The 17245-nt window shown below is 52.6% G+C and carries 16 protein-coding genes; 10 read left to right on the plus strand and 6 right to left on the minus strand.

Annotation, left to right across the window (positions count from 1 at the left end):
• Window positions 1-38 precede the first annotated feature (38 nt).
• The 5 genes from HNE05_RS09965 (at window position 39) to galU (ending at window position 3935) form a co-directional block, all read left to right on the plus strand.
• Window positions 39-281, plus strand: a complete 243-nt coding sequence (locus HNE05_RS09965) for a CrfX protein (RefSeq protein ID WP_173206378.1) — start codon at window positions 39-41, stop codon at window positions 279-281.
• Window positions 282-283: 2 nt separating this feature from the next.
• Window positions 284-1108 (plus strand): mechanosensitive ion channel family protein, encoded by an 825-nt coding sequence (locus tag HNE05_RS09970; RefSeq protein ID WP_173206381.1) that lies wholly within the window; start codon window positions 284-286, stop codon window positions 1106-1108.
• An 85-nt stretch (window positions 1109-1193) separates the two neighbouring features.
• Window positions 1194-1784 (plus strand): RNA polymerase sigma factor SigX, encoded by a 591-nt coding sequence (gene sigX, locus HNE05_RS09975; RefSeq protein ID WP_173211650.1) that lies wholly within the window; start codon window positions 1194-1196, stop codon window positions 1782-1784.
• 114 nt (window positions 1785-1898) lie between these two features.
• The gene (locus tag HNE05_RS09980; protein ID WP_173206384.1) at window positions 1899-2930 is read left to right on the plus strand and encodes an OmpA family protein; all 1032 of its coding nucleotides are present in this window, start codon (window positions 1899-1901) and stop codon (window positions 2928-2930) included.
• A 165-nt stretch (window positions 2931-3095) separates the two neighbouring features.
• Window positions 3096-3935 carry a UTP--glucose-1-phosphate uridylyltransferase GalU gene (galU, locus tag HNE05_RS09985; protein ID WP_173206387.1) on the plus strand — a complete coding sequence of 280 codons (840 nt, stop codon included), beginning with the start codon at window positions 3096-3098 and terminating at the stop codon, window positions 3933-3935.
• Window positions 3936-3983: 48 nt separating this feature from the next.
• Here the strand turns inward: galU and HNE05_RS09990 are convergent, their stop codons facing one another.
• Window positions 3984-4403 carry a VOC family protein gene (locus HNE05_RS09990; RefSeq protein ID WP_173206390.1) on the minus strand — a complete coding sequence of 140 codons (420 nt, stop codon included), beginning with the start codon at window positions 4401-4403 and terminating at the stop codon, window positions 3984-3986.
• 41 nt (window positions 4404-4444) lie between these two features.
• Between HNE05_RS09990 and HNE05_RS09995 the strand changes: the two genes are divergently transcribed.
• A complete protein-coding gene (locus HNE05_RS09995) occupies window positions 4445-6082 on the plus strand; it encodes a recombinase family protein (protein WP_173206392.1) in 1638 nt (545 codons plus the stop codon).
• Between the two features lie 28 nt (window positions 6083-6110).
• Here the strand turns inward: HNE05_RS09995 and HNE05_RS10000 are convergent, their stop codons facing one another.
• Window positions 6111-6728 (minus strand): hypothetical protein, encoded by a 618-nt coding sequence (locus HNE05_RS10000; RefSeq protein WP_173206395.1) that lies wholly within the window; start codon window positions 6726-6728, stop codon window positions 6111-6113.
• 160 nt (window positions 6729-6888) lie between these two features.
• On the opposite strand from HNE05_RS10000, the gene HNE05_RS10005 reads away from it, so the two are divergent.
• Together HNE05_RS10005 and HNE05_RS10010 are read left to right on the plus strand one after the other, a co-directional pair.
• Window positions 6889-7404: a thermonuclease family protein gene (locus HNE05_RS10005; RefSeq protein WP_173206398.1), complete on the plus strand. Its 516-nt coding sequence runs from the start codon at window positions 6889-6891 to the stop codon at window positions 7402-7404.
• Between the two features lie 84 nt (window positions 7405-7488).
• Complete coding sequence (locus HNE05_RS10010; protein WP_173206401.1) at window positions 7489-9957, plus strand: DUF4062 domain-containing protein; 2469 nt, start codon at window positions 7489-7491, stop codon at window positions 9955-9957.
• A 416-nt stretch (window positions 9958-10373) separates the two neighbouring features.
• On the opposite strand, the gene HNE05_RS10015 is transcribed toward HNE05_RS10010, so the two are convergent.
• From HNE05_RS10015 to HNE05_RS10025, 3 genes are all read right to left on the minus strand, one after another.
• Complete coding sequence (locus tag HNE05_RS10015; RefSeq protein WP_173206406.1) at window positions 10374-10916, minus strand: recombinase family protein; 543 nt, start codon at window positions 10914-10916, stop codon at window positions 10374-10376.
• A gap of 1232 nt (window positions 10917-12148) precedes the next feature.
• Entirely contained in the window at window positions 12149-13339 is a 1191-nt protein-coding gene (locus tag HNE05_RS10020; protein ID WP_173206416.1) for a hypothetical protein, read from the minus strand.
• A 433-nt stretch (window positions 13340-13772) separates the two neighbouring features.
• Entirely contained in the window at window positions 13773-14261 is a 489-nt protein-coding gene (locus HNE05_RS10025; protein ID WP_173206419.1) for a hypothetical protein, read from the minus strand.
• A 743-nt stretch (window positions 14262-15004) separates the two neighbouring features.
• Between HNE05_RS10025 and HNE05_RS10030 the strand changes: the two genes are divergently transcribed.
• Window positions 15005-15349, plus strand: coding sequence for a hypothetical protein (locus tag HNE05_RS10030; protein ID WP_173206423.1), 345 nt, complete (start codon window positions 15005-15007; stop codon window positions 15347-15349).
• A gap of 106 nt (window positions 15350-15455) precedes the next feature.
• On the opposite strand, the gene HNE05_RS10035 is transcribed toward HNE05_RS10030, so the two are convergent.
• The gene (locus HNE05_RS10035; RefSeq protein WP_173206426.1) at window positions 15456-15812 is read right to left on the minus strand and encodes a VOC family protein; all 357 of its coding nucleotides are present in this window, start codon (window positions 15810-15812) and stop codon (window positions 15456-15458) included.
• Between the two features lie 73 nt (window positions 15813-15885).
• On the opposite strand from HNE05_RS10035, the gene gorA reads away from it, so the two are divergent.
• A complete protein-coding gene (gorA, locus tag HNE05_RS10040) occupies window positions 15886-17244 on the plus strand; it encodes a glutathione-disulfide reductase (RefSeq protein ID WP_173206429.1) in 1359 nt (452 codons plus the stop codon).
• The last annotated feature ends 1 nt before the right edge of the window (window position 17245 follow it).

A 17245-nucleotide genomic window follows, 5' to 3' on the forward strand; every position in this document is an offset into this window, starting at 1 on the left:
AGGGGCACGTCTAGGCAACATATCCACGCGAGGTGCGCATGCACGATCCGTTCGAAGAATCCTTGCGCGACTTGCTTAAGTCGCACACGACCACACATGACGACGACGCCACACTCGGTCGCGTCCTGAAAACTGCCAACCGCCAGGTTGGCGTGGGCGATCTGTTCAGTCTCATGGGGCACTGTATCGAGGCCCTGATGATTGCGCTGAACAACGGCTCTGCCCATATATCCCCAGTTTCTCGCACCTCATCCCCGCGCTCCGCAGACAAGGCTGATTGAATATGGAATTCGACCCCTGGACTCAAAGTCTCGTTAATGCCATGAGCTCGGTGTGGGCTCCTATCGCCGGCTTCATCCCGCGCCTGTTCGGTGCGTTGGTGGTGGTGCTGCTCGGTTTCGTGGTGGCGAAGCTGCTCGATACCTTGCTCTCCAAGCTCCTGGCCAAGGTTGGCCTGGATCGCCTGATGTCGGGGACCGGGCTGACCAAAATGCTCTCCCGCGTGGGCATTCAGGTGCCGGTTTCCACCTTGATCGGCAAGATCGTCTACTGGTTCATCCTGTTGATCTTCCTGGTTTCCGCCGCCGAGTCCCTGGGCCTGGATCGCGTATCCGCCACCCTCGACGTACTCGCGCTGTACCTGCCGAAAGTGCTCGGCGCCGCAGCGATCATGCTGGCCGGTGTACTGTTGGCTCAGCTGCTCAGCGGCATTGTCCGTGGAGCCGCGGAAGGTGTTGGTCTGGACTATGCAGCCGGCCTCGGTCGTGTTGCCCAGGGGCTGGTAATTATCATCAGCATCTCGGTAGCCATCGGTCAGTTGGAAGTGAAAACCGAACTGCTGAACAACGTGATCGCCATCGTGCTGATCTCCATTGGTCTGGCTATCGCCTTGGCATTGGGGTTGGGCAGTCGCGATATCGCCGGGCAGATCCTCGCCGGCATCTATGTGCGCGAACTGTATGAAGTCGGGCAACAAGTGAAGGTGGGTGAGGTCGAAGGGCAGATCGAGGAGATTGGTACGGTAAAAACCGTACTCCTGACCGAGGATGGGGAGCTGGTCTCGCTGGCTAACCGCACCTTGCTCGAGCAGCACGTCAGCAGTCGCTGACAATCAATCCCTGCTAATGTATGCCGCCAGTGCCCATTCTCTGGGCACTGGCTGCCATCTGACCTCTTTGTCGGCACGACCCGTTTTGAATACAGGCCAATCGCTTTCAATGCGTTACGACCCGCGCGAACTCTCAGATGAGGAGTTGGTGCAGCGGGCGCATGTCGAACTGTTTCACGTTACTCGCGCATACGAAGAACTCATGCGGCGCTACCAGCGCACCTTGTTCAATGTGTGTGCCCGCTATTTGGGTAATGAACGTGATGCGGATGATGTTTGCCAGGAAGTCATGCTCAAGGTTTTGTATGGCCTGAAGAACTTCGAAGGCAAGTCCAAGTTCAAAACATGGCTATATAGCATCACGTATAACGAATGCATTACCCAATACCGCAAAGAGCGCCGCAAACGCCGTTTACTTGATGCCCTGAGTCTCGATCCGCTGGAAGAAGCCTCTGAAGAAAAGACCCCCAAGGCCGAAGAGCGTGGTGGTCTGGATCGCTGGCTGGTGCATGTCAACCCCATAGACCGAGAGATCCTGGTTTTGCGCTTTGTCGCCGAACTGGAATTCCAGGAAATTGCCGACATCATGCACATGGGCCTCAGCGCCACCAAAATGCGCTACAAGCGGGCGCTTGATCGCCTGCGTGAAAAATATTCCGGGCTTGGCGAAACTTAATCTGCGGCAAATTATCTTAAACACGCTCCCGGTCATTCTGCTAGACTCCGCCACCAAGTTGCTCCGCATGACCGTTGGGGCAACTCACTGCTATTCCATGATGGGGATTTACGGATGAAACTGAAAAACACCTTGAGCGCAGTCATTGGTTCTCTGATCGCTGCTACTTCGCTGAATGCACTGGCTCAAGGCCAAGGCGCTGTTGAAATCGAAGGCTTCGCCAAAAAAGAGTTCTTTGATAGCGCCCGCGACTTTGACAACAACGGCAACCTGTTCGGTGCCTCCGTTGGCTACTTCCTGACCGACGACGTGGAACTGCGTCTGGGCTACGACGAAGTACACAACGCCCGTAGCGACGACGGCCGTAACATCAAAGGCTCCAACACCGCTCTGGATGCCCTGTACCACTTCAATGCTCCGGGCGACACCCTGCGCCCGTACGTATCGGCTGGTTTCTCTGACCAGAGCATCGGCCAGAACGGCAACAGCGGCCGTAACGGCTCCACCTTCGCCAACCTGGGCGGCGGTGCCAAGATGTACTTCACCGAGAACTTCTACGCCCGCGCTGGTGTTGAAGCTCAGTACAACATCGACCAAGGTGACACCGAGTGGGCCCCGAGCGTTGGTATCGGCCTGAACTTCGGTGGCGGCTCCAAGCCGGCTCCGGCCGTTGAGCCAGTTGCTGACGTGTGCAGCGACAGCGACAACGACGGCGTTTGCGACAACGTCGACAAGTGCCCGGACACCCCGGCCAACACTACCGTTGACGCCGATGGCTGCCCGGCTGTTGCCGAAGTGGTTCGTGTTGAGCTGGACGTGAAGTTCGACTTCGACAAGGCCCAGGTCAAAGAAGAAAGCTACGGTGACATCAAGAACCTGGCTGACTTCATGAACCAATACCCGCAAACCGCTACCACCGTGGAAGGTCACACCGACTCCGTGGGTACCGACGCCTACAACCAGAAGCTGTCCGAGCGTCGTGCCAACGCCGTTCGTGATGTACTGGTTAACCAGTACAGCGTTGGCGCCGAGCGCGTTAACTCGGTCGGTTACGGCGAGTCCCGCCCGGTTGCAGACAACGCTAGCGAAGCTGGCCGCGCTGTTAACCGTCGCGTAGAAGCTGAAGTAGAAGCTCAGGCCAAGTAATTGCCCCTGTAGCCTCACAAAAAACCCGGCCGATGCCGGGTTTTTTGTACCCGACATAATCTTATTTACCTGGCCTCGATAGTGTCCTTATCCGCGCCATTGTAAGGCTCGCGCCGCCTGATTAGACTGCGCGACAGTTTATTCATAGTTGTATCCAGGACTCCCATGATCAAGAAATGTCTCTTCCCGGCTGCCGGCTATGGCACCCGCTTTCTCCCCGCAACCAAGGCCATGCCCAAGGAAATGCTGCCAGTGGTCAACAAGCCACTGATCCAGTACGGCGTTGAGGAGGCTCTGGAAGCAGGACTGACCGAAATTGCCATGGTCACCGGGCGCGGCAAGAGAGCCCTGGAGGACCACTTCGACATCAGCTACGAGCTGGAACATCAGATCCAGGGCACCGACAAGGAAAAATACCTGGTCGGCATCCGTCGCCTGATCGATGAGTGCAGCTTCGCCTACACCCGCCAGGTCGAAATGAAGGGCCTCGGCCACGCCATTCTCAGCGGCCGCCCGCTGATTGGTGACGAGCCGTTCGCCGTGGTCCTGGCTGACGACCTGTGTTTGAACCTCGAAGGCGATGGCGTTCTGCAGCAGATGGTCAAGTTGTACAACCAGTTCCGCTGCTCCATCGTGGCGATCCAGGAAGTGCCGCCGGAAGAAACTTCGAAATATGGCGTGATTTCCGGCGAGATGATCCGCGATGACATCTACCGGGTGAACACCATGGTCGAGAAGCCGAAGCCGGAAGACGCACCGTCCAATCTGGCGATCATCGGCCGTTACATCCTTACCCCGGACATTTTCGAACTGATCGAGAAGACCGAGCCGGGCAAGGGTGGTGAGATCCAGATCACCGATGCGCTGATGAAACAGGCTCAGGATGGCTGCGTGATCGCCTACAAGTTCAAGGGCAAGCGTTTCGACTGCGGTGGCGCGGAAGGCTACATCGACGCGACCAACTTCTGCTTCGAACATCTGTACAAGACCGGCCGGGCCTACTGATTCCAGGCGCCATGCCAGCACAAGCCACCTGCCGGTGGCTTTTGCATTTCAGGGGATTGGCAAGTGCTCGGAGCCAGGCCCGAGCGGCTGGCCATAGCTGAACTCGACATAGTTGCCGGCGGGGTCGCGTAACCCGCAATAATATCCAGTGTAAAGGTCTCCCTGCTTTGGAGGCCAGATGAGGCAGCCGGCAAGCTGTGCCTGTTGGGCGAGGGCATCGACCCGTTCCCGACTGTCCACGGCAAAGCCGAAGTGGCTGTAGTCATCCGGTGCAAGGTGGCGAGACTGACCGCCGGGCATGATGACGAAGATGAACTGATGTTCCTTGCCCGGTTCGGCCATCCACACGATGCGTGAACCTTTGCCGGGACGCTCACAAATAACCCTCATGCCGCAGAAGGCTTCATAGAACGCGATGCAGGCATCTAGGTCGGGTACGTGCAAGGCAAGGTGAGTTAAAGAAGTCACGGGGAGCCCTCCCGCCGTTCGGATTTAGTAGGAAGTAAAACATGCCAACAGCAATCAGTTACGTCCGATTCTCCAGCAAGAAGCAGGAGGAGGGGGATTCTGTTCGCAGGCAGCGGAGGATGGCCGCCGAGTGGGTGGCGAGAAACCCCGATTACACGCTTTCAGACATACGATATGAAGACCTTGGCCTGTCTGCCAGCAAGGGTGATCACCTGCACGGAAATCTAGGGAAGATTCTGGAGGCGGTGGAGAGTGGCGCTATACCCCAAGGCTCAGTGATTATCATCGAATCCCTCGACAGGTTTTCGAGACTCCCAGCAATCAAAACCTTGAACATGCTGGAGAAGGTGGTCGAGAAGGGCGTTGACCTGATCACCTTGAGCGATAACCAGCGATATGACCGCGACAGCATAAACGGCCCACAGCTGTTTATGTTGGCGGGTGCTGCGATGGGCGCTTATGAGTACAGTCAGAACCTTGCCAGACGAGTGAGGGACAGTTACCAAGGCCGCGAAGAAGCCGCAAAGAACGGCAAGGGTATCAATCGGCGTAACCCGTTCTGGCTCACCAGCCAAGGGAAGCTAAAACGGACTGAGGATGGCGCGGAGGCACTGGAGGTTGTAGTTGTTCGGGATGTGTTCGCCTCATTCGTATCAGGTGTGGGGATTCGAGAGCTTGCACGAAAACATTCTGATCATTTTGCCAACCCGTCATCCGTCAGGAAGCTACTAACCAACCCGGCTGCTATTGGTCACTGGCAGCGATACACCCTGACGGGTGTTGACGTGGAAAACGGCAGGAAGAAGCAGCTCAGGGCGCCTGCAGAGCTGATCAAAGACGTATTTGAGTTTGCTGTGGATGACGTGCTGTTCTACCAAGCTCAGAAGATGCTCAAGCATCAGAGTGTGGTGACTCATGCCAGAGTAAACCCGCTGGCGGGATTGGTCGTCTGTGCAAACTGTGGAGGGAATTTTGCCAAGCGCAACGCTAACGCCAAGAGCGTGCACGCATCGATGAGCTGCTACACCCGTGGCCTGAACAAAGAGAACTGCTCGAACAGCAAAAATTATCCCATGCCAGTGCTTGGGGCTGTCTTCTTTGAAACCATGCGCGGCTACATCTACACCAGCTTGCAGAAGACCAAGCTTTCCGGGTACGAGAAGGAACGTGTTCTGCTTGAGGCGCAGATAGACGAGAACGCCACCAAGCGCAGGCGGCTACTCCCGCTGATCGAAGATGGTGATGATCCCGAGGTAATGGCCCGGTACGAGCAGCTGAAAGTCGAAGGTAAAGAGTTATCTGCACAACTGGCGTCGTTACCAGATGACAGCGGGGAGGGCGTGGTGAGCGTGGCCGAGATGTATGCGGCTATCAATGGTGATCCGCTGGCACTGGCCAAGACTCTGCAGATTGGGGGATATCGTATCGTCTGTGATGATCAGGGCGGCATGGTTGCAGGCGGGGAGCAGTGGGCGTTTCTGGGGTACAACCGCAAGGGGAAGACATTCCTCGTCAAGATGCCAGACGGCACCGTCACCACACATGACAGTCTGTTGGCCAGCGGTGGCGGGAGCAACCATCCTGACGCGGGTCATGAACTTCTGTTAGACCCAGATGGCCCCCTTGAGCCAGACGACGAAGATGCACCAGTCTTTTTCTGGGCTAAGGCAATTCGCTAGAAGCCCATGTAGCGCTCTGTATGGCGTGTTAATCACTGAGAGCCCCTCCCTGCCAAGTGCCTGTGCGTCTTTCCATGAATCGTGCAAAGTCTTCCCGCACGATAGGTTGCATTAGGTATTCCCTCCCTTTCGCAGTCAACTCCAGAGGCGCATTAGTGCGAAGGGAGCGAACCAACATCTGTTGTCTCCGCAATACATCCACCACAGCCTCGACAGTAACAATTGGGACGTTCATCCAGCTGGCCAGGTCGTCAACCAAAATACCCTTGCCGCTGCCATAGTGCTCCCGTAGGGCGGCAAGCCAGAAAACAGCGGCATGCTGATCAAACTCAAGTTCAATTTTCGAAGGGTTTTTCAGTTCATCCAACTCTGCCGTGGCTACAGCCAGCTTGGAGTGCGTACGCTTTAGCCAGGTTGCGGCCAATGCAGCCAGGGCGGCCAGCAGCACAATCAACCAGACCGGCATGGTCACGGGTGATATCAGCCCAGCCCAAATGATGGCGCAAGCCGCCACGATCCAGCCCGCCAAATCGCCGAGCCATCCCAAGTCAAAATACTGATCTATGGCCTTCGTGATGATGGCGGAACAGGCGACGCCGACAGGTATGAGGACTGCTTTCCAGTGATCTCGAATCCATATGATCATGCTGCTAATCCTGTTCGGGGAATGTAAGTGGCTCTACTAATCCCGTTCCAGGGTATGCACGTCAAGATGCCAGCTGACTCAGCCGACTAACACCGCCTGATAGCCTTGCAAACTGGGTAAACTCTGGGCTGCATAATTCTCCAGAGACAAGGATGCCTTCATGCGAGCAAGTACCTTTCTGCTTGTCTGTGTGCTTGGGGCTGCACAGCATGCGCACTCCTACGAGCTTGCCTGCAAGGTTGTTGGGGTAACGGATGGCGACACCATCACCTGCCTCACTGCTGAACGTAAGCAGGAGAAAATCCGGCTGCAGGGGATCGATGCCCCAGAATCCAAGCAACCATTCGGCCAGCGCTCTAAGCAGAACCTATCTGACCTTGTGTACGGTAAGCCGGTAACGGTTCGCTGGTACAAGCGTGACCGCTGGAAGCGCATTCTCGGTGCTGTATGGGTTACTCCAACTGATTGCCCATCATGTGGGCACACCCTTGATGCGGGAGCTGCACAGCTCACTGTGGGGATGGCATGGTGGTTTCGTCGCTATGCCAAAGAGCAGCCATTGCAGCAGCGTCACCAGTACGAATTCGAAGAAAGAGAAGCTAGAGCCAGAAAGGCTGGGCTATGGATTGACACTAGCCCGGTGCCGCCCTGGGATTGGCGGAAGGGGGTACGTTGAATTGCTTGATCCGGGCTTCCTTAGCAGTTGTTGCTCTGCATTTATAGGGTAGTTCTATTAATTGATTATGGGTTAGGAGTTAAAGTGGCCAGCACTAGGAAGGTTATAAGTATTTTTCTCGGATCTCCGGGCGATCTTGGTACGGAGCGCCTGAAAGTAAGGGATATTGTTACAGAGCTGAATGCCTTGCTCTCCAGTAGATTAAGTATTCAAATTGAGCTTGTTGGGTGGGAGGATACAACACCTAGGTACGGGCGTCCGCAAGAAATAATTAATCAAGATTTGAAGAGGTGCGATGTATTTATTGGTTTGATATGGAAGCGCTGGGGGACGCCAACTGGAAATGGTGATGGGTATAGTTCAGGGTTCGAGGAAGAATTTACCTTGTCGCTACAGAGTAAGCGTGAAAGTGACAAGCCTCAGATAAGTCTGTTCTTTAAAGAAGTTGATAGTGATAATTTAAAAGATCCAGGTGATGGATTGAAGAAGGTTCTTGCCTTCAAAGATCGCATGATTACAGGTAAAGAGGTTCTTTTTCAAGAGTTTAATAATTCAGATTTTGAAAGTAAATTAAGAGCCTGCATAGTTGCATATGTTTTTGAACTGGCGGCTTACCCTTCAGAGGGGGGGCTGGACTCTGTGGAAGGTATGGAGTCTATTGCTGAAGGTTCTAATGGCGATGATTCAGGCGGTGAGCCGAAGAATACAATTTTGCCGCCGGAGAGTATTGGTTTCTTTTCGGATTTTATTAAGAGGCTAAAATACCCAGTAGAAGAGTCTTCTGTTGATGAGAAGGCTGTAGCCAGAATAAGATTGCTGTCGTCAGTTCTAGGAAAGGCAAGAAATGATATACAGCACATAGGCGCACATGACTCCAATCTAATCTTTGCTGATAAATCCAATACTGGTTTGGGGACGGCTGAGTTGAATGGGTTGGTGGCTAGTGCTCTTCAGAGCTATGAACATCAAAATATTCCCTTGTGGTGCTGGGTTAACTCTTTAGATGATAAACAGGGCGATGATTGTTTGTTCTTTCAAACGGTCATTGGTAAAGGTGCGGTCCCAGTAAATGCTGTTAAAGCAATATCCCTTGTTGGAAGGCCGTTCCCGACGGAGCCTGTGTTTAATAAGGATTTTTATTTGGCACTTTGGTTGAATGATGGTGCTGACATAAATTTAAGACGGGCCGCATTAGGATATTTAGCTGTTTATGGAAAAGCTGAGGATGCAAGCGTCATTATGCGAGAGGTTGAGCGCAATGACTCTCAAACCAATGGTGAGGCAAAGGAGGCATTAATTCGTTTGGCTTTAAAAAGTGGGCGGGAGAAGGCACTTGAGTCTGTAATAGAATTGCAGCCGGCTTCTATCAAGGAAGGTCTGGTGTTGGAAATTTTTAAGAACGCTGCAGCTCTTTCTACTTGTGTGCTTAATGCAGCATTGGCGCATAGGGCTGCATTAATTAGAGCGGGGGCTATAAAGGAGTTGGGTAGGCGGGGTGCTATTGAGGTAGAAAGTCTTGAGCGCTTTTATGGCGATAGCGATCTAGACGTTCGGCTAGCTGCAATGCAAGTCGCTTTTTCTCTCGGTAGAAAATTTGAAGAGGTAGAGGCTGAAGCAATTCTAAAGAGTGAGCAGGGTGGTGTGGGTGTGGGGCTGGGCTTATCTGCGAATAAACATTATAAAAACAGAGGGCTATTTAAGGTTACTTTGCTAGAGTCTCTTACGGATGCAGAGCTTGAGCGGAAAATTAAAAATGATGTTGTGCTGGATGAGATGCCATATATTGTTTTAATGAGTAGACATAAGAAAAAGTACAAGAAAGATTTAATGCTTCGGATTGAAGATGGTTATGAAGATTATCTTCATGAGGCGCAGGTTCTTTGGCTTTCAAGGTTCTCAGATTCAGATTCGATTAGAGGCACTTTGCGGAATTTAAGTGGCCACATAAAACGTAATTTGATCAGGGAGAGCTTGAGTTTAGTATCAACTGTGGCGTCTCTTGAAGATCTAGGGTTCTTTCGGAGAGTATTATCTAGTGGTAGTGTTTCCTCTAGAAAAGAAGATTTCGATTTTTTGGGTAAGCATGGTGAGTGGCAAGATATAGAGCTCGTGCTAAAGATGGTCGATAATGTTGACTACGGCTATGCCAGTTTACTTTCAGCCTTCGCGGATGATGGTGCTTATGGGGCGAATGCTAGGTTTGCTGCAAAGACCATTCTTATGATATCCAAAGGGCGTGAGCTGGAGGTTTTGGATATGGGGATTTCTGCGCGTGTTTTTGAAGAAGTACTTAGGTTATTTTCGGATGGTAGCTTTAAGAAGCTTGCTGATGATGCTTTGTTGCAATTGTTGATGCACGAGAATGATGCTTGCCGAAAAATGGCCGCTCTTAAATGTGTAAAATGTTTCACTAAAACTCGCTTGAATGCTCTTCTTGTTAAATATATGGAAGGGCCTCAGCAGTATTATAATTCGGTTCACTGGTTGGATTTTGGTGTGTCACTTCCGAAAGAAGTCTCTGTCTTTGGAGTGGGTAGGTTAATTGGTAATTGAAGTATATTTATATTCCAGTGACCCCAAAGGATGTTTCGTATTATAAACGGGTGTATGGCTTGGACGGCATCTTGATGCAAGAGGGCGTTACTCTCAAATAGCTGACCACCAGATAGATCACTCCCCACCTGGGGTTGGAGAGTTCTAAACGATAGAAACTGTGATTTGTGCTGCGGATACTCTCATCTGCCCCCGCCGCAAGAAGCGTGCAATTAGCATGAAAACTGGCGTGTAGCTGGTGAAAATATCCTGCCCATGTCCGGCCTGGAATATCTCTTCACCCGGACGACTTAGCAGATTCCGGGGAGGGGTGCCCTGATCGCTAGGAATCGGGAAATATTTGCAGTACCCACAACAACAAACCCGGCTCAATGGTCGGGTTTTGTTTGCACGTCAGGGAGTGGGATTGCAGAGGCTTACGCGGCCTTCATTGCTCGCTGCACCGTGGACAAGCTGACTTTAAGTTCTTCAGCGGCTTTGCGGTAGCTGACGCCTGAAGCGACCATTGCCCGTATGGCGTCATCATCAACTGTCTTTACCCGGCCTTTGTAGACGCCAGCTTCTTTGGCCTTGGCGATGCCTTCTTTCTGGCGCTCTTTGATCATGCTGCGTTCGAACTGAGCTACGGCGCCCATCATGGACAGCATCAAGTGTTGTGTGGGGTTGTCGTCGCCAGTGAACTCAAGCTTTTCTTTGTGGAAGTGGACGTGTACCCCCTTTGCATTCAGCTCCTGCACCAAGGCCAACAGGTCTACGAGGGAGCGTGCTAGGCGGTCGATGGAGTGGACGACAATGCAGTCACCCTCTCGCACATAGTCGAGCATGGCGATGAGCTGGGGGCGGTCTGTAGTGGCACCGGAGACTTTGTCGGTGAATACCTTGTCCAGCTTTACACCGTCGAGCTGGCGCTCAGTGTTTTGGTCTACCGAACTCACTCGTACATAACCGACCTTTGCCATTTTCCTCACCATGTATTCATTAGCCTCTAGATGTTGAGAGGATATGGTGCATTCATAACAAATACAACCCTAAAGAATACAGATTATGTGGGGTGACTGTAGTCAGTGACGAGTGGTCTCCGGGGTACACCCAAATGACTACGGCTGGGTGCGGAAGCCTCGGATGATCCAGAACACGACAGCTACTAGCAGATAGAGAATTGCGTACACGGCAAAAGGGGCCAGAGCTGCAGCACCTGCTTGCAGCAAGTGCTGGCGCTGTCTGTGCGGTAGCTGATCGATGGCGTGGGCATATGCAGACATAGCTTCGTACCTTCGCTTATCAATCAGTGCTTGGGATGGCGGGGGTGGAGTATCGGGGGCGGTGGGATTCCTAATCGCGTCAACCCTCTCCAAGAGACTGCGATTGAGAGAGCTGGGGCTTTCTGGCTGAGTCACCAACGACAGATCGTATTCGTACTTACGATCAAGCTCTGCCCTGCGTGGGTAATCTTCTAGATACGCAATAGCAATGCACCCCCACCACAGCAAAGCAAGCACAATCCAAAGCCTGTTCCAGCCTGAGCGGTTACGAAGTGAAAACGCCATCTCTACCCATCCCTGTGCCTGTCCGTCTGGGCATAGACTGCAGCTATTGGGTCTGCCTTTCAACTTTGTTCGGTTTGGTGCGGCGGGTGAACAAATACGCGGAGGAGAATCTGTTTAGTTTGACTAGCGTGCTACCACCTCCCCGGAAATGCTGGCGTGTAGGGCAGGCACAAACGAAAAACCCCGGAGTAGTTACCTGCTAGCAAGCAATTATTCCGGGGATTCTCAAGGTAATTTAAACCGGGTGTGCCTATGGCTTCGCCAGTTCCTTACGTGGCCTGCCGGGGCCGCGTTTCACTACTGGTTGCCAGATTCCACGAATAGTGGCCGATCTGCTAAACAGCTGGTCAACGTATGTTGCTTCTCCGTCATAGCCCACTGGCTCAGCAAGCCTGATAGGTGGATGTTCTGCGTAATACGTCTTTAGCCATGTGTCGTGGCTTGCTACTAGTTCTTCATAATTTGTTGTTGTCATTCGTCTTCTCCACTAAGCGGCTGTGCCGCTTAAGCAATTGCGACTATCAGTCGCGTGTGTTGTTAATGCTCCTAATGATGTAACTTCCTGACAGGCTGATTACACTCTGTTAGGGGGATAAGTTTTAGGAGCAATAGGTAGGGCGTGGTGTTGTCGTGTCTGATATCCGTTATGCGGCTTGTTTAAGACTCATCGCAGCCTGTGTTTCTATCCAGCGTTTTTCTACGTAAAGCGCGTGCGCTTCCGCTGCCTCCTTTCTGAGCTGATCTTTAATTAGTCTGTGTTGATAATCTGCCCATTCTTTCGTCGTCATATCAGACTGCGCTATTGGCTCAGCAGCTATGGCTTTGGCTTCAGAAACAAGAGTTTGAATCTTCTGCACGAATTGACTAGCAGGAGAGCCATGCAGTATGGAAAATTGCTCTGCATAAATGGTCTGTAGGACTTTGTCTAGTTTTGCTGTCAGACGCTTTGGCAGTTTTCCGTAGTGGCGTGATAGCTCAACACCGATGTAATCTTCTAATGTTGCTTCCCACGCTTCGATAGCTCGTTCCAGCTCTGGTCTGTATTGCACAAGTCGGCGTAGCTCGTGACCAAACACAGCTCCATATTCTTGCCAGTCAGAATAAGCAAAACTTCCACTCTCCTTCCCAGATACAAGGGCTTTCAGCTTTGATAACTCCTGCGTAGTTAGTGCTTCTAGTTTCTCTACAGAGGGGATTCTTTCGTCTGCGTGAGCAATTAGCCAGTCGAAGACTTGTTGTCTTTGTGCAGGCTGAAGCTTTAATAACTGCTGCATTTTCTCTACAAAGTCAGCTCCAAGATATTCAACAATCATCTTTATGACTTCTTTTTTGGGCTGCTCTTCACTTGTGCGCCACTTGGGGAGAAGTGACAAACGAGAAATACTTCTACCAGCTCCAGCAAATGCAGTATTGGAGTACTTGCTGTTTAACTTGCTATAAGAAACGACAAGGTTATCTGCCGTAATGGTGCCAATAAGAAAAGGGTGTTGCACTGGGAAGATGTGGCAGATGCTGTACTCTGAATCTCTGCCGTAGTTGTTCGCTTTCAAGCGGTACTTGTAAACGGCGTGCAGTGCTTGGAAGTCTTCCAGTGTCGCCGGCAGTACCTCAACAGTCCCGGCTCTTCTGCATTCGTCCGCAAGGTAGTAAAAGAATGCACTCGTTTCAGCCCGGTATAGCCGTTTCTCTTGTTGCGCTTTTAGACGTTTCGCCTTGTTGGATTTTTTGCAGTATTCCTTGCAGAACTCTGCTGTTTTACGTTTGTACTGGAATGGCTGTAGGCAGTTCTTACAGAGTTTCTGCTTACAGGGTTTTGTGTTTGTGGTGTTGGTCATTGATAGCTCCGTCTTGGCTAGCTGTTAGGGGTTTTGGATGTGTTAGCCCGTAATGCTTGCGGCAACTGCCAGTGCAAAACGGTTGAATCTTTGAAGCTGCGAAAACGTGTCCGCAGTTCTTGCAGGTGCAAGACTTCATTTGGTTTCTCCTGTGCGTATCACGCACGAGCGGTTAGGTATTGGTGGTTATTATTGCTCTCGGGATGTAACAGCCTTGCAGTGGGTTTTCCACTTTTAGGGGGATACATTTCGAGAGCAATAGATGTGGTGTGGCTTTCAACGATTATTGAAATATTCACAGCGGCAGTAATAGCTGCACCACTTACTTCCTTTCCTGGTCATCTCACCACACTGCAGACATTCGGGAAGCGTGTTGTCTGGTTCGTCTTGACGCCATGCCGCCATAGGCACTTTGTGGCTATATTTTCGCTCTTCAACTCGCATCGAAAGTTCCTAGGCAGGCAACTGCATCACGGCGGGCTGCTTCAATGAGTTTTGCACGAGCTTGGTCTTCTTTCTTACGTTGTGCAGCTTCTTCACGTGCAACGGTCTCTGCCACGATTGCTTCAATGTGAGAGTCATAGGCAGCTTTCAGTTCTGCTTTGTACTCCGCTTCAAGCTCAGCTGTAATTGCTGCAATATCATCTTGTTGCAGCGCTGCAGGCTTTACATAGAACGCTGAAAACTCTGGATAAGTGGTAAGGATTGGCGAAGCTTCCGCCAGCGTGTACCCGGCCAATACTTTCTCGGCAATCTCCTGCAAGAACCAAGTGGCATTGCTATGAGATACCTTCACCAATGCGCCACGCTGACGAGCTGTAGTATCTCGGCTCCGGTAGAAGGTCAGTTCATTTTCTACGCGACGTTTTAGCTCGTCTGCGTCGAATGTGTGGCGGATAGTTTGCTTGCTTTCATATTTCACTTTGTTGTCTCCGTGGTTGTGGTTTCTGTTGTTTTTTGTGCTGCACGAGCCTTCAATCTGAGTCTGTACAACGACTGTCGACATTGAGGCGAGCACGTAAACTTATTACTGTAAGTGAATTTGAATCGCACTCCGCAGCATGGGCAAACTTTTGTGTTAGTCTTTCGGTTTTGTTGGACAAGCTCAAAATCAATGAGCGAGTCGATAGGATCAGCGGGCATGGGAAAGCCTCCTTGGGTGCTGGATAATGTTTAGGTATGGTTTTGTTGCAGTTTGGAACTTATGTAAAAGAAAGACCGTCATTACGACAGTCTTTAGAAGGCTGACTTGAATCAGCACGGAGTATTAGCGACCTATCTTCGACTCCTGCGGATAGGTCAACGCAGTTAGCCCACCACTACTTCCCAAGCAATGTCAGATAGGAAGTGGTAGCGGAGTCTTCACAACAGGAGGTGTTGTATTCACGTTTGGGAGCCATGGAGAGTGGCGTAGTACAAGGGATGTACTAGGAATCTAGGCAGGCTGCGGTAGAAGCTGCCTGTGAAACCGAGGATAAACACAGAGGCGTTACTACCTGATGAAGAACTTAAATCTTCATTAATACGGTATATTGTACCATGAACAACTTGAATTTGTCAATACAGTCGTAACACATTTTCGCCATGTTTTGCAGATTATTTTGTGTGATAGATGAAAGACGTCTATCATCAACACTTACACATACATCTGACACGAGGTGAAGCATGGCAAGTGTAAAGTGGGAGCTGCCAGAGATTGAGCATGTACTTGATAAGTACAAGGAGTACGGCAAGGAAAACATCGCAGGGTTTCTCAAGGCATACAAAAGTGCTTGGCCGGAGCTGAAGCAACCTGCACGGGCTACTTTCGTTGGTTGGCTGGAGAAGTCTGGAACCAGCAATGCGCCTAGCGATGGGCAGCAATCCATCACCGACGTTCTCAGGGAAGCCAAGAAGAAACTCGGTGTACGTAAGGCTCAGCTTGAAACACAGGCCAAGCAGCTCAAAGAGCAGCTGCAGGAAGTCGAGAAAGAGATTGCCGATGTAGATGCTGCCATCGCTAAGCTTTGAGATTGCTTGAAAGACAAAGCCCGCTAAACGCGGGCTTTTTCATGCGAGCTACTCACAGGCGGCCAAGGGGCTTTCCTTTGAATGGCTAGGCAAGGGCTGCTTCCCTTTACATCGTTTCATTCTGGCCACAGTAGTAGCCGACAGGGTAGGGCTCTTCACGCGGCGCCCAGATCAGGCAGCCTGCCAACTCTGCTTGCTGGGCCACGGCGTCGACCTGCTGGCGGCTGTCCAGGGCGAAGCCGAAATGGCTGTAATCGTCCGCCGCGAGGTGGCGCTCCGTTCCGCCGGGCATGATCACGAAGATGAACTGGTGCTCTTTGCCTGGCTCGGCCATCCACACGATTTTCGAGCCCTTGCCGGCCCGCTCGTGGATGATGCGCATGCCGCAAAATTGCTCATAGAAGTCGATGCAGGCCTGCAAGTCGGGCACATGCAGGGCGATATGGGTCAGGCTAGGGCGCATCTCTGGCACTCCCGGCGAACGTTCAGCGAGGACGTTGGGGTATGCTGGCAGCCTGTTAAGGAGATCACAACCCATGCCCTACGACTTCGACCTTTTCGTCATCGGCGCCGGTTCCGGCGGTGTACGTGCCGCACGTTTTGCTGCCGGCTACGGCGCCAAGGTCGCGGTTGCGGAAAGCCGTTACCTGGGCGGCACCTGCGTCAATGTGGGTTGTGTGCCGAAGAAGCTGCTGGTCTACGGTGCCCATTTGGCTGAGACCTTCGAACAGGCACAGGGATTCGGCTGGAGCAGTGAACAGCCCAACTTCGACTGGCCGACCCTGATCGGCAACAAGAACCGCGAGATTCAGCGTCTCAATGGCATCTACCGCAATCTGTTGGTCAATAGCGGGGTAGAGCTGCTGGAGGGGCACGCACGCCTGCTCGACAAGCACAACGTCGAGGTCAACGGCCAGCGTTACAGCGCAGCCAATATCCTCATCGCCACCGGGGGCTGGCCGCAAGTGCCGGATATTCCCGGCAAGGAGCTGGCAATCACCTCCAATGAGGCCTTCTTTCTCAAGGAACTGCCCAAGCGCGTGCTGGTGGTCGGGGGCGGTTATATCGCCGTCGAGTTCGCCTCTATTTTCCATGGCCTCGGTGCGCAGACCTCACTGCTGTACCGCGGTGAGTTGTTCCTACGCGGTTTCGATAGTGCGGTCCGCCAACACCTGAAAGATGAGCTGACCCGCAAGGGATTGGATCTGCAATTCCACAGTGATATCGCACGGATTGAGCGCCAGGCCGACGGCAGCCTGCTGGCCACGCTGCAGGATGGTCGCCAGTTGCCAACCGATTGCGTGTTCTACGCCACCGGGCGCAGGCCGATGCTGGACAATCTCGGTCTGGAAAATACCGCCGTCGAGCTGGATGAGCGCGGCTTCATCAAGGTCGACGAACATTACGTGAGCAACGAACCCTCGATCCTCGCGCTCGGTGATGTGATCGGTCGTGTGCAGCTGACGCCGGTGGCCCTGGCCGAGGGCATGGCCGTGGCCCGTCGCCTGTTCCGTCCGCAGGAGTACCGCAAGGTGGATTACAACCTGATCCCGACAGCGGTGTTCAGCCTGCCGAATATCGCCACCGTAGGCCTGAGCGAAGAGCAGGCGAGGGCGGCAGGGCATGAGGTCAAGGTGTTCGAGAGTCGCTTCCGGCCGATGCAGCTGAGCCTCACCGAATGCCAGGAGCGAACCCTGATGAAGCTGGTGGTGGATGCCGAGAGCGATCGCGTACTGGGTTGCCACATGGTCGGCCCGGAGTCGGGGGAGATCATCCAGGGCTTGGCCGTGGCACTCAAGGCAGGAGCGACAAAACAGATCTTCGACGAGACCCTGGGCATCCATCCAACGGCCGCCGAGGAGTTTGTTACCATGCGCACCCCCGTAGGCGCCTGAG

The organism is Pseudomonas campi (genome assembly GCF_013200955.2).
In the GTDB taxonomy this organism is placed as follows: domain Bacteria; phylum Pseudomonadota; class Gammaproteobacteria; order Pseudomonadales; family Pseudomonadaceae; genus Aquipseudomonas; species Aquipseudomonas campi.